11 protein-coding genes and 1 pseudogene are annotated in these 12240 nt (G+C 61.6%); 8 read left to right on the top strand and 4 right to left on the bottom strand.

All coding sequences use genetic code 11. The annotated features are described in order from the left end of the window. Positions 1-8 precede the first annotated feature (8 nt). Both Q1W70_RS26335 and Q1W70_RS26330 read right to left on the bottom strand, forming a co-directional pair. Positions 9-653: a DUF6708 domain-containing protein gene (locus tag Q1W70_RS26335; RefSeq protein WP_367186793.1), complete on the bottom strand. Its 645-nt coding sequence runs from the start codon at positions 651-653 to the stop codon at positions 9-11. A 158-nt stretch (positions 654-811) separates the two neighbouring features. Next, positions 812-1333 (bottom strand): DUF6708 domain-containing protein, encoded by a 522-nt coding sequence (locus Q1W70_RS26330; protein WP_436799889.1) that lies wholly within the window; start codon positions 1331-1333, stop codon positions 812-814. Between the two features lie 309 nt (positions 1334-1642). Here Q1W70_RS26330 and Q1W70_RS26325 point away from each other — a divergent pair. From Q1W70_RS26325 to Q1W70_RS26290, 8 genes and pseudogenes are all read left to right on the top strand, one after another. Further along, positions 1643-3178 (top strand): annotated as a pseudogene (locus tag Q1W70_RS26325) (ImcF-related family protein); the annotation flags it as partial. A gap of 160 nt (positions 3179-3338) precedes the next feature. Next, positions 3339-3929 (top strand): peroxidase-related enzyme, encoded by a 591-nt coding sequence (locus tag Q1W70_RS26320; RefSeq protein WP_166589447.1) that lies wholly within the window; start codon positions 3339-3341, stop codon positions 3927-3929. A gap of 236 nt (positions 3930-4165) precedes the next feature. Continuing rightward, positions 4166-4939, top strand: a complete 774-nt coding sequence (locus tag Q1W70_RS26315) for an ABC transporter ATP-binding protein (protein WP_166589446.1) — start codon at positions 4166-4168, stop codon at positions 4937-4939. After that, positions 4936-5658, top strand: a complete 723-nt coding sequence (locus Q1W70_RS26310) for an ABC transporter ATP-binding protein (protein WP_166589445.1) — start codon at positions 4936-4938, stop codon at positions 5656-5658. Before Q1W70_RS26315 ends, Q1W70_RS26310 begins: the two co-directional genes overlap by 4 nt. A gap of 108 nt (positions 5659-5766) precedes the next feature. Then, positions 5767-6981: an ABC transporter substrate-binding protein gene (locus tag Q1W70_RS26305; protein ID WP_185818661.1), complete on the top strand. Its 1215-nt coding sequence runs from the start codon at positions 5767-5769 to the stop codon at positions 6979-6981. 73 nt (positions 6982-7054) lie between these two features. Further along, complete coding sequence (locus Q1W70_RS26300; RefSeq protein WP_166589443.1) at positions 7055-7942, top strand: branched-chain amino acid ABC transporter permease; 888 nt, start codon at positions 7055-7057, stop codon at positions 7940-7942. A 2-nt stretch (positions 7943-7944) separates the two neighbouring features. Beyond that, on the top strand, positions 7945-8949 hold the full coding sequence (locus Q1W70_RS26295; RefSeq protein WP_166589442.1) for a branched-chain amino acid ABC transporter permease: 1005 nt from the start codon (positions 7945-7947) through the stop codon (positions 8947-8949). 84 nt (positions 8950-9033) lie between these two features. Further along, positions 9034-10302, top strand: coding sequence for an OprD family porin (locus Q1W70_RS26290; RefSeq protein WP_166589441.1), 1269 nt, complete (start codon positions 9034-9036; stop codon positions 10300-10302). Between the two features lie 490 nt (positions 10303-10792). Here Q1W70_RS26290 and Q1W70_RS26285 read toward each other — a convergent pair whose 3' ends face one another. Together Q1W70_RS26285 and Q1W70_RS26280 are read right to left on the bottom strand one after the other, a co-directional pair. Then, positions 10793-11401, bottom strand: a complete 609-nt coding sequence (locus tag Q1W70_RS26285; protein WP_166589440.1) for a TetR/AcrR family transcriptional regulator — start codon at positions 11399-11401, stop codon at positions 10793-10795. Continuing rightward, entirely contained in the window at positions 11388-12239 is an 852-nt protein-coding gene (locus tag Q1W70_RS26280) for a 3-hydroxybutyryl-CoA dehydrogenase (protein WP_166589439.1), read from the bottom strand. The genes Q1W70_RS26285 and Q1W70_RS26280 overlap by 14 nt, the downstream gene beginning before the upstream one ends. Position 12240 lies beyond the last annotated feature (1 nt).

Below are 12240 nucleotides of genomic sequence, written 5' to 3'. Positions count from 1 at the left end.
TGTATTCATCAAGGCGCCGTCCGTGATTCCAGGTCCATCTCCGCAGGCCATTGCACCTTAGGCGCCAGGCGTCGAGCGAGGTTGAATTGGACGTCCTCGTTGTTCCAATCGCGGGGAGGGTTGGGAAAGGTTGGCAGGGCCTGTGGGCCTTGCTGCATAAAAAGTTGGGCCATGGCCCAGTACATCTCACCTTCCTGGAGCCCATGAGCGAAATGAAAGCGCTCGATCACCTTGTTGGTACCTGGCTTCACTACGGCCAGGGTGACGGTTTGGATCAGGCCACCGGTACCCATGGGGCCATAGATGCTGCAGGCTTCAGCTCGTAGGTCGTCCCAGTCGTAGACTTCGGCGCGTACACCCCAGGTAGTGCGGCTGAAAGGATGAAGTCCGTCGTGGTGGAAGCGATAGACGTAGACTTTGCGACGTAGACGGTTGAAGCGGATGGGTTCATCGCGTGGGGCTTCGGTGTCCAATCGCCAGAAGTAGATTCCTCCCCATAGGCCGACAGTAAGCGCAATGAGAAAGGCTATGCATATTATGAGAGGAGGAAATGCCTTCACCACTACAATAAAGCCGAGCAGGAGTAGCGGAGCAACGAGGGCCGCTAGGAAACAAACTCCAGCTACCCAAATACCCACGCCACGAACTCTCATGGTGGAGCAAGCAAGGTCAAGGTACACATCGCTAATGTAATTCGGAGGGTTTGTAAGTGCCGGGGGATAGGGTTCCGTGTCCGGTGCCTGATTGGGTCCTGGCAGGTCATGTTTCCAGCATGGGGCTGGTTCGTCGAGTAGCGGTTCTGTGAATAGCATCAAGGCGCCGTCCGTGATTCCAGGTCCATCTCCGCAGGCCATTGCACCTTGGGCGCCAGGCGTCGAGCGAGGTTAAATTGGACGTTCTCGTTGTTCCAATCGCGGGGCGGGTTGGGAAAGGTCGGCAGGGCGTGTGGACCTTGCTGCATGAAAAGTTGAGCCATGGCCCAGTAGGTCTCGCCCTGCTGGATGCCATGGGCGAAATGAAAGCGCTCGATCACCTTGTTGGTACCTGGCTTTACTACGGCAAGGGTGACGGTTTGGATCAGGCCGCCAGTGCCCATGGGGCCATAGATGCTGCAGGCTTCGGCCCGCAGGTCGTCCCAATCATAGACTTCGGCCCGTACACCCCAGGTAGTGCGGCTGAAAGGATGAAGTCCGTCGTGGTGGAAGCGATAGACGTAGACTTTGCGACGTAGACGGTTGAAACGGATGGGTTCGTCGCGTGGGGCCTCGGTGTCCATTCGCCAGTAATATACTCCTAACCATAAAGGAACGATAAATGCGATTAAACCGACCAAGTTAATAGTTGGCGTGGATATGCCCCGTCCTGCTAATGCTGCAACAATCATAATCATTAGGGCCAGAACAGAAGCAATAAAAAAAACAACCGCGCCCCACACACTAACGCCCCTCATTCTGAATGTTGCTCGCGGCAGTTCAAGATAGATCTCGTCTACGTGATTGGGAGAGTATGGAAGTACAGGCGGATATCGGCCAGTGTCGTGGTGGTGGTCATTCCGTTGCTGTTCTGGGCATGGGCGGTACGTGGCCGTTACCGGCGCTTGCAACAAGAGCGTCAGCACGAGGCCGCGGTGCAGTGCGATCCGTGCCTGGACTTGCGCACCGAGGTCGGGCCGGCCTTCGACATCGTGTATCGCCCGCTGCTCGAGACCCAGGAGGGCGAGGGCAGTGGCCTGCAACTGGCGCCGCTGCTCACCGCCAAGGGCTTCAAGGACTACTTCGAGCCGGGTACGCAGAACATCATCGACCTGGCAATGATTGACCAGTGGGTGCTCGGCGAGCGCCAGCGGCTGGACTACTCGGAAGAAGACCGCAAGGTACTGACTCAGCGCCTGCGCGCCCTGTACAGCGCCGATTACGTGGACAGCTGGCGGCGGGCGTTGAACCAGTTTGCGGTCACCGACTTCCAGGACCTCAGCCATGGCGTGGCGGTGCTGGAGCAAGTCACCGGCCCGGCCGCGCCGCTGCGGCGGCTGCTGGAAACCCTGCGTGACAACACCGTGATCTATCCTGCCTTGCCGTTGGTGGACGGGCAGCCAGCCACCACCCTGGAGCCGGTGTCGGATGCGCAGCAACAGGCCGCCGGTATTCGCCGGGCTTTCGTCAGCCTGGCGGAGCTGATCACCCCCCAGGGCGAGCGACCGTCCTACTACGAAGAAGCCCTGCGCTCCGTCACCGCGGTGTATGACTATGCCAAGGCGGTCCACGATAATCCGGACCCTGGCAAGGCGGCCCTGAAAACCGTGCTCAGCCGCTTTGCCCTGGACGGTGCCGACCCGATCGCCAACTTGCAGCGCGTCGCGGTAGGCCTGCCTGAACCGTTGAATCAGCAGGTCAGAAAACTCGCTGATCAAACTTCCCAAGTGCTGGTGATTGCCGCCCTGCGGGAGTTGGAGAAACGCTGGGACAGCGACATCTACAGCTTCTACCAAGAGCGCCTGGCCGGTCGCTACCCGTTCAAGGCCAGTGGTGAAGATGCTTCGCTGGAAGACTTCGAAGCCTTCTTCGGTCCGCAAGGAAGGCTGCAACAGTTCCACGATCAGTACTTGAAGGTGTTCCTCAAGGACAATCTGGACGCCCTCTACTCTGACAGCCACGGCGGCTACCTGGTGCGGCGCGACGTGCTGGAGCAACTGCAAAAATCCGAGCGTATCCGCGACACCTTCTTCAACCATCGCGGCCATCTCGCGGTGCAACTGACCGTCGAGCCCCTGGCCTTGAGTGCCACGCGCCTGAGCAGCCTACTCAGCGTCGACGGCCAACTGATCCCCTATCAGCACGGCGCTCCCCAGCGTACTGGCCTGGTCTGGCCGAACAACCTGGGCAGCGTCAGTGGCAGCCAACTGACCCTCGTCCACAGCACCGGCAATACCGCCAGCCTGAGCTATCGCGGGCCCTGGTCGCTGTTTCGCCTGCTCAGTCGGGGCCACCTCAACGCACGCACCGACACCAGCGTGGACCTGACCTTCGCCATTGCCGATGGACTGATGCGTTATCGCATCGGGGCCCAGAAGGCCAACAACCCGATCACCCAGCGCAGCTTCGAAGGGTTCGCCTTGCCCAGGACGCTGCTCGAAGCGCGTCGGGACAACAAACCCGCCGACAAACTCAGCCAGCGCTGAGCCAGGAGGCCTAAACGTTACACCTGTGCAGAAGAAAAAGCCGGTTGTCGCAGAATTACCTTTACGTTAACGTAAGCCTGCGTAACACCCGGCTCGGGTCCTGATGTTCGTTGTGCGCCTGAGTCTTTCGCTCACCGTGGTCATCGATCAAGGACGTCCCATGTCTTCTGGCATCAGTCATTTCCCGGTTCCCCATACCCTCGAGCAACTCCCCGCCGACCTGCGCGAGCGTATCCTCGCGGTGCAGGACAAGGCCGGTTTTGTCCCTAACGTGTTCCTGATGCTGGCCCACCGGCCGGCGGAGTTTCGCGCGTTTTTTGCCTACCACGATGCCTTGATGGACCGTGAGTCCGAGAGCCTGACGGCGGCAGAGAAGGAGATGATCGTGGTCGCCACCAGCGCGCGCCACGGTTGCCTGTATTGCGTGGTGGCCCATGGCGCGATCCTGCGCATCTACAGCAAGGACCCGCTGTTGGCCGATCAACTGGCGATCAACCACCGCACTGCGCCGATTGGCGAGCGCCAGCGGTTGATGCTCGATTTTGCCTTCCACCTGGGCGCCGCTGGCGGCGCGCTCGACGATGCCTGGCGCGAGCGCCTGCAGGCGGTGGGCTTCAGTGACGAGGACATTTGGGACATCGGCGCGGTGACGGCCTTTTTCAGTCTCTCCAACCGCCTGGTGTCCTTGGCCGGCACGCCGCCCAACCCGGAGTTCTACCTGATGGGCCGTGTGCCAAGAGCTGCGAAATGAACGGCGTGCAAGGCCTTTATAAACGCGTTTATACGGCCTCGATCAGCCCGCCGATGCCCGTGCTTGAGCCACTGGCCAGTATTTGTTGCAGCTCTGATACATTTGCTCACAAGTTGTTTCTGTAGTCCCTGTAGGACTTTTGTATATTCCATAACGTTTACGTAAGCGTAAACAGGAAGTACAGTGTGCCAGCAGCGCCATAACCAATAAAAACAATCAAGGTTAGAGGGCTCCACATGTCACCAGAGTTTGTCTTGGAAACACGCGGCCTGACCAAGGAGTTTCGCGGTTTTACCGCCGTAGACTCGGTTGATCTGCGTGTGCAGAAGGGCCACATCCACGCCTTGATCGGTCCCAACGGGGCCGGTAAAACCACCGTGTTTAATCTGCTCACCAAGTTTCTCCCGCCGACCCGCGGCGAGATCCTCTACCTGGGCCAACCCATCACCCGCCTCAAGCCCAACGAGATTGCGCGCCTGGGCCTGGTGCGCTCGTTCCAGATATCCGCCGTGTTCGGCCACATGAGTGTGGTGGAAAACGTGCGCGTGGCTCTGCAGCGCAAGCGTGGCGATTCCTACCATTTCTGGAAGCCAGAAAGCAGCCTCGATTCCCTCAATGAGCGAGCCATGCAGATGCTCGACGAGGTGGGCCTGCTCGACTACGCCCACACCCAGACCATCGAACTGCCTTACGGCCGTAAACGCGCGCTGGAACTGGCGACCACCCTGGCGCTGGACCCCAGTGTGCTGTTGCTCGATGAACCGACCCAGGGCATGGGGCACGAGGATGTGAACATGGTGATTGAGCTGGTGCGGCGCGCAGCGGTGGGGCGCACGGTGTTGATGGTCGAGCACAACCTGAGCGTGGTCAGTGAGCTGTCCGACCGCATTACCGTGCTGGCCCGTGGCGCGATTCTGGCCGAGGGCGACTACGCCAGTGTCTCCGCCAACCCGCAGGTGCGCGAGGCATACCTGGGCAGTGAAGCGGTGGTTGAGGGAGCGCAAGCATGAACGCGCTGCACAGCCCTGAATTCGAACAACTGCGGGTCAATGACCTGCATGCCTTCTACGGCGAGTCGCACATCCTGCACGGTATCGACCTGCAAGTGCGCCGTGGCGAGTTGGTCACGCTGCTGGGGCGCAACGGCTCCGGCCGCTCGACCACGCTGCGGGCGATCATGAACATGGTCGGTCGCCGTACCGGCTCCATCGTGGTCAACGGCACCGAGACCATCGGCCTGCCGGCCCACCTGATCCCGCGCCTGGGCGTCGGCTTCTGCCCGGAGGAGCGGGGCATTTTCGCCAGTCTCAATGTCGAGGAAAACCTGCTGTTGCCGCCGACCGTGCGCAGCGACGGCATGAGCCTCGATGAAATCTACGAGATGTTCCCCAACCTGTATGAGCGCCGATTCAGCCAGGGCACGCGCCTGTCTGGCGGCGAACAGCAGATGCTGGCCATGGCGCGCATCCTGCGCACCGGCGCCAACCTGTTGCTGTTGGACGAGATCACCGAAGGCCTGGCCCCGGTGATCGTGCAGAAGCTCGCCGAGGTGTTGATCAAGCTCAAGCACAAGGGCCTGACCATTGTCCTGGTGGAACAGAATTTCCGTTTTGCTGCGCCGTTGGCTGACCGCCATTACTTGATGGAGCACGGTCAGATCGTCGAGCAGATCAGTGCCGCTGAACTGGACGCCAAACAGGAACTGCTGCACCGCTGCCTGGGCGTCTGAACCCGTTTTACCCCGCGCATCACGCAGGTCGCCGAGTCTTGAGGCTCGACGGCACGGGGCCGCTTTGCCTGGAACAATAAAAATAACTTCGGACAGTGGGTGAACTACATGAAGGTTTTTCAGCACACAGCAAGCGCCATCCTGATTTCCAGCCTGATTGCCGGTGCGGCGCAGGCGCAGATCAGTGACGACGAAATTCGCATCGGCTACCTGGCGGACATGTCGGGCACCTATCGCGACCTGTCCGGCCCCGGTGGCCTGGAAGCCCTGAACATGGCCATCGAGGATTTCGGTGGGCAGGTCAACGGCAAGAAGATCGTGGTGTTCAGCGCCGATGACCTGAACAAGCCGGACGTCGGCGCCAACACCGTGCGCCAGTGGGTCGATGAGCGCAACGTCGACATGGTCACCGGCATGGTGGCGTCCTCGGTGGTACTGGCCGCCAGCAAGGTGGTCGAGCAGTCCGGCAAGCTGGCGCTGATTTCCGGCGCCGCGGCGTCGAGCCTGACCAACGAGTACTGTTCGCCGAACCACATCCACTGGACCTATGACTCCTACGCGCTGGCCAACGGTACGGCCAAGTCGGTGCTGGCCGAAGGCGGCAAGAAGTGGTTCATCCTCACCGCCGACTATGCCTTCGGCCATGCAATGGAAGCGGACATCACCAAGGTGGTCGAAGCCGATGGCGGCCAGGTGGTCGGCAAAGTGCGCCACCCGTTCCCCAGCAGCGACTTTTCTTCCTACATCCTCCAGGCCCAGGGCTCCGGTGCGGACGTGATCGCCTTCGCCAACGCCGGCTCCGACACCGTCAACTCGCTGATGACCGCCAGCCAGTTCGGCGTGGCCCAGTCCGGGCAGAAACTGGCCGGCATGGTGGTGTTTCTCAACGATATCCATGCCATGGGGCTGGATGTCACCAAGGGCCTGATGCTGACCACCGGCTGGTATTGGGACATGAACGACGAGAGCCGTGCCTGGGCCCAGCGCTACCACAAACGCTTCGGCAAAATGCCGGGCATGGTGCCGGCGGGCATCTATTCGGCAACCACCAACTACCTCAACGCGATCAAGGCCACCGGCAGCGACGAAGCCCAGGCCGTGCGTGCGCAGATGATGGCGACGCCGGTCAACGACATGTTCGCCAAGAACGGCAAGGTCCGCGCCGATGGCCGCATGGTCCACGACATGTACCTGGCCCAGGTCAAGACCCCGGCCGAGTCCAAGGGTGAGTGGGACCTGTACAAAATCGTGCGCACTATTCCTGGCGCCGAGGCCTACCGCCCGGAATCCGAAAGCAAGTGCAAGCTGCTGACCAAAGGCTGATCGCGGCGCTGCAAACGCTTGTTGCCCGGCTGCTGGCAGCCGGGTGTCACGGATTTCCTGCGAGTGGTGAATCATGACTTTGATTTTTGGTATCCCCCTGAGCGTCATGTCCGGGCAGTTGCTCCTGGGCCTGATCAACGGTGCGTTCTACGCCTTGCTCAGCCTTGGCCTGGCGATCATTTTTGGTCTGCTGCGCATCATCAACTTCGCCCACGGCGCGCAATACATGCTCGGCGCTTTCGCCGCGGTGATGGGGCTCAACTACCTGGGCGTCAACTACTGGATGGCGCTGGTGCTGGCGCCGCTGCTGGTGGGTGTGGTCGGAGTGCTCATCGAGCGCTTTCTGCTGCGGCGCATCGCCGGTGAGGACCACCTCTACGGCCTGCTCCTGACCTTCGGCCTGGCGCTGATCTTCGAAGGTTCTTTCGTCAAGCTGTTCGGGGTGTCCGGTTCGTCCTACCCGATGCCGGAGCAACTCAAGGGCGGCTACAACCTGGGCTTCATGTTCCTGCCGACCTACCGCGCCTGGGTGATCGTCGCGGCGCTGGCGGTGTGCCTGGTGACCTGGTTCATGATCGAGCGCACGCGTTTGGGTTCCTACCTGCGCGCTGGCACCGAGAACCCCAAGCTGATGCAGGCGTTCGGGATCAACGTGCCGCTGCTGATCACCCTGACCTATGGCTACGGCGCGGCCCTGGCGGCGTTTGCCGGGGTGCTGGCGGCGCCGATCTACTCGGTGACCCCGACCATGGGCGCCAACCTGTTGATCGTGGTGTTTGCCGTGGTGGTGATCGGCGGGATGGGCTCAATCATGGGCGCCATCGTCACGGGTCTGGCCATGGGCCTGATCGAAGGGCTGACCAAGGTGTTTTATCCCGAGGCGGCCAACACCGTGGTGTTCCTGGTGATGGTACTGGTACTGCTGGTGCGTCCGGCAGGACTGTTCGGTAAGGAGGCGTGAAGATGACGAGTCTGCAGATCAAGACGGGCGCTGCGCGCCTGCAACCCCAGGCAGTGCTGGAACGACAGCAGGCGGCCACGCGCCGCAAGCGCTGGTTCTACCTGGCCCTGTTCGCCGTGGCACTGGTGGCGCCGATGGCGATCTACCCGGTGTTCCTGATGAAGCTGCTGTGTTTTGCCCTGTTCGCCTGTGCCTTCAACCTGCTGCTGGGCTATGCCGGCCTGCTGTCCTTCGGGCATGCGGCGTTTCTCGCCACGGGGGGGTATGTCACCGGCTTTTTGCTCAGCCACTACAGTGGCCTGGGCACCGAACTGGGGATTCTCGCCGGCACCCTGACCTCGGCGGTGCTGGGGCTGCTGTTCGGTCTGCTGGCGATCCGCCGACAGGGGATCTACTTCGCAATGATCACCCTGGCGTTGGCCCAGCTGGTGTTCTTCATCTACGTCCAGGCGCCGTTCACCGGCGGTGAGAATGGCCTGCACGGGGTGCCGCGCGGCCAGTTGTTCGGGCTGTTTGACCTGAACAACAACCTGACCCTGTACTACTTCGTGCTGGCGGTGTTCGTGTTCGGCTACGCGGTGATCCAGCGCACCATTCACTCGCCCTACGGCCAGGTGCTCAAGGCGATCCGCGAGAACGAGCCACGGGCGATTTCCCTGGGCTACAACGTCGATGCCCACAAGCTATTGGCGTTCGTCATCTCGGCGGCGTTGACCGGCCTGGCGGGCTCGACCAAGACCGTGGTGTTCCAGTTGGCGTCGTTGACCGATGCCCACTGGCACATGTCCGGCGAGGTGATCCTGATGACTTTGCTGGGGGGTGTCGGCACGGTACTCGGACCGTTGGTGGGCGCCACGGTGGTGGTGACCCTGCAAAGCTATCTGTCCAACGGCCCGCTGGGGGAATGGGTACACGTGATCCTGGGGCTGATTTTTGTCATCTGCGTGCTGTTGTTCCGGGTCGGCATTGTCGGCTGGGTACTCAAGCTCAGCCGCCGCAACTTCTAATCGTCGATTCGCTGCGATTGCTGTCTGGAGCCCGCGCAGGGTTGCGCGGGTGCGCTTCACAACAACAATAAAAAAGAGAGCCTTATGTACGTCAAACGTTCTGTCCGTATTGTTCAGTTGTCTGGTATCGCCGGGGTCATCGGGGTGTGCGCGCCGGCGTCGGCGGCCTTTGTCGACGACAGCAAGGCCAGTGTGGAAACCCGCAACTTCTACATGAACCGGGATTTCCGCCAATCCGGCGCTGCGCAAAGCAAAGGCGAGGAGTGGGCCCAGGGGTTCATCCTGCGTATGGAGTCGGGGTACACCGAGGGGCCGGTGGGGGTCGGGATCGATGCCCTCGGGCAGTTGGGGATCAAGCTTGATTCCAGCCCGGATCGCGCTGGTGTCACCGGGCTGCTGCCCCAGGGGCCGGTCTCCAAACGGGCCCCGGATGACTACAGCGAGCTGGGCCTGACTGGCAAACTCAAAGTCTCGCAAACCACCCTCAAGCTCGGCACCCTGATGCCCAAGTTGCCGGTGCTGGTACCCAACGAATCGCGCTTGTTGCCCCAGACCTTCCAGGGCGGGCAGTTGAACTCGCTGGATCTGGAGAACCTGTCGTTCAACGCCGGCCGCCTGACCCAGGTCAGCCAGCGCAACTCCAGCAACCGTGAAGACATGACGTTGATGAAGGGGCCGCGGCGCAACATCGTCACCAGTGCCAACCCCTTGACTGACCAGTTCGACTTCATCGGCGGCGACTACAAATGGAACAGCGCGCTGACCACCGGGTACCACTATGCGCACCTGGACGATCTGTACAAACAGCACTACCTGACGCTGACCCACACCTTGCCGGTGACCGAAGGACAGTCGTTGAAGTCCGACCTGCGCTGGTCCAGCGCCACCGATGACGGCAACAGCAACGTCGACAACCGCATGCTGGGGGCCATGTTCACCTACTCGCTGGGGGCCCATGCGTTTGGCATCTCCTATCAGGACATGAGTGGCGACACCGGCTTTGCCAACGTCAACGGCACCGACCCTTACCTGGTCAACCTGCTGCAGATCAACGACTTCGCCAACCAGGACGAACAGTCGTGGCAGGCGCGTTATGACTTCAACTTCGCCGGCCTTGGCATTCCCGGGCTGACTTTCATGACCCGTTACGTCAAGGGTGATGAAATCAACCTGGGCGCCGCCCCAGGACAAGGCAAGGAGTGGGAGCGCAACACCGACATCGGTTATGTGATCCAGAGTGGCGCACTGAAGAACGTCGGGCTCAAATGGCGTAATGCGACCTACCGGTCCAGCTTCGCCAGCGACATCGATGAGAACCGTTTGATCGTCAGCTATACCTTGGCGCTTTGGTAGCAGAGGCTAGCTGTGCCTGCAGGGCCTTGCGTACATTTGGCCCTGTAGGAGGTTCATGCTTGGATTTGTGGGTGGATCCGTTGCTGCGGTAGTGGCGGGTTAGGGTTCCGCCCTGACGTACGGCCCCTCGCTACGGTATCCATCCGGGGGCATCGCCTCCGGTTTGCTTCGCTGCACCTGCTCTCGATGCATGCGGCTTCGCCGCACGGCGCTACGCGCCTCCCCCCGGATGAATACCTTCGCTCAGCCTGCCGATGGGGCTTACCGGCCGGCCTGCTTTCCCTGACTGGAATATTTCTGTGGGATGTCTTTGTGGGAGCGGGCTTGCCCGCGATGGTCTTCCAGGCACCGCATATATCCAGGCAATACGCGTCATTGTTGACGCCCATCGCGAGCAAGCCGCAAGCGGGCGCCGCAAGCGGGCGCCCGCTCCCACATTAATCCAGGTTGTTCGCAGATTGTCCGTACACCCGCCAAACCTGTGGAGCCGTCAGGCGACGTTGGCTTGCAGCGGCGCGTTGTCGGCCAGGATGCGTTCGATGGCGCCGACCAGCAAGCTGTGCAGCAGGCGGTCGCGTTCCCGCGGGGGCAGGGGGTGTTGGCTCAGCCAGCCGGGGGCGCTGTTGAGCAGGGAGGCGATGGTGTGTCCGGCGGCCAGCAGGGCTTGGTCACCGAGTCGGATGGCCGGGCAGAGCATGCGCATCAGCTGTTGCTCGTAGCGTTGCTGTAGCTGACGGACGCGCACTTGCTGGTCGTCGTTCAGGCAACTGCTGTCGCGTTCCACCAGGCGAAAGTGCCAGGGCATGTCCTGATGCAGTTTCAGGTGCGCCTGGATCAGCGGCAACAGGCTGCCCTGGGAGGTGCGCGAGCGTCGTTCGATGCGGGTGAGGGTGGCCAGCAGTTCTTCGTAGAATTCTTCGATCAAATCCAGCAGCAGGTGCTGTTTGCTCGGGTAGTGGTGATACAGCGAACCTGGGGTAAGCCCCAGGTACGCCGCCAGTTCACGCATCCCGACCTGGCCAAAGCCCTTGCTGGCGAACAGCTCCAGGGCCTTGTCCCGGCTTTGGGCAAAGCGCGAGCAGCGCTCAGTCGTAGACATGAAAGCCGCGTCCGGTCTTGCGACCCAGGTAGCCGGCCGCGACCATTTCCTTGAGCAGCGGGGCCGGGCGGTACTTGCTGTCGTTGAAGCCGTCGTAGAAGGCTTGCATGATCGCCAGCAAGGTATCCAGGCCAATCAGGTCGGCCAGGGCCAGCGGGCCGATCGGCTGGTTGCAGCCCAGGCGCATGCCGGCGTCGATGTCTTCGGCACTGGCCAGGCCTTCCTGCAGTACCAGCACCGCTTCGTTGATCATCGGCACCAGGATCCGGTTGACCACAAACCCCGGGCGGTTGCCCGCGGTGATCGCGGTCTTGCCCAGGCGCTGGGCCATGTCCAGGGCCAGGGCGTGGGTCGCGTCGCTGGTCTGCAGGCCACGAATCACTTCGATCAACGCCATCACCGGCACCGGGTTGAAGAAATGCAGGCCGATGAACCGTTCTGGGTGACTGACGCTCGCCGCCAACTGGGTGATCGACAACGACGAGGTGTTGGAGGCAATCACGCACTCGGCACTCACCTGGGCTGCGGCTTGTTGCAGCAGGCGCAGTTTCAGCTCGAGGTTCTCGGTCGCGGCCTCGATCACCAGTTGCACGCCGTGCAGGCTGGCGTAGTCGGTGCTGGTGTTGATCTTGTCCAGGGCCGCGAGTTTCTGCTCCTGGCTCAGGCTGCCCTTGGCCACCTGGCGATCAAGGTTCTTGCCGACGGTGGCCAGGGCCTTTTGCAAGGCGCTCTGGGCGATGTCGATCAGGGTCACCTGGAAGCCGGCCACCGCGCAGACCTGCGCGATGCCGTTGCCCATGGTGCCGGCGCCAATCACGCCGATGTGTTGCAGAGTCATG

This window comes from Pseudomonas kielensis (assembly GCF_030505375.1).
GTDB classification, from domain to species: domain Bacteria; phylum Pseudomonadota; class Gammaproteobacteria; order Pseudomonadales; family Pseudomonadaceae; genus Aquipseudomonas; species Aquipseudomonas kielensis.
The sequence above is the reverse complement of the archived record's forward strand: the minus strand, read 5'-3'. Positions and strand labels throughout refer to the sequence as shown.

Coding starts and splice junctions, on each gene's coding strand:
- Q1W70_RS26335 (WP_367186793.1), bottom strand. CDS start 653: ATGAGAGTTCGTGGCGTGGGTATTTGGGTAGCTGGAGTTTGTTTCCTA.
- Q1W70_RS26320 (WP_166589447.1), top strand. CDS start 3,339: ATGTCTTCTGGCATCAGTCATTTCCCGGTTCCCCATACCCTCGAGCAA.
- Q1W70_RS26315 (WP_166589446.1), top strand. CDS start 4,166: ATGTCACCAGAGTTTGTCTTGGAAACACGCGGCCTGACCAAGGAGTTT.
- Q1W70_RS26310 (WP_166589445.1), top strand. CDS start 4,936: ATGAACGCGCTGCACAGCCCTGAATTCGAACAACTGCGGGTCAATGAC.
- Q1W70_RS26305 (WP_185818661.1), top strand. CDS start 5,767: ATGAAGGTTTTTCAGCACACAGCAAGCGCCATCCTGATTTCCAGCCTG.
- Q1W70_RS26300 (WP_166589443.1), top strand. CDS start 7,055: ATGACTTTGATTTTTGGTATCCCCCTGAGCGTCATGTCCGGGCAGTTG.
- Q1W70_RS26295 (WP_166589442.1), top strand. CDS start 7,945: ATGACGAGTCTGCAGATCAAGACGGGCGCTGCGCGCCTGCAACCCCAG.
- Q1W70_RS26290 (WP_166589441.1), top strand. CDS start 9,034: ATGTACGTCAAACGTTCTGTCCGTATTGTTCAGTTGTCTGGTATCGCC.
- Q1W70_RS26285 (WP_166589440.1), bottom strand. CDS start 11,401: ATGTCTACGACTGAGCGCTGCTCGCGCTTTGCCCAAAGCCGGGACAAG.
- Q1W70_RS26280 (WP_166589439.1), bottom strand. CDS start 12,239: ATGACTCTGCAACACATCGGCGTGATTGGCGCCGGCACCATGGGCAAC.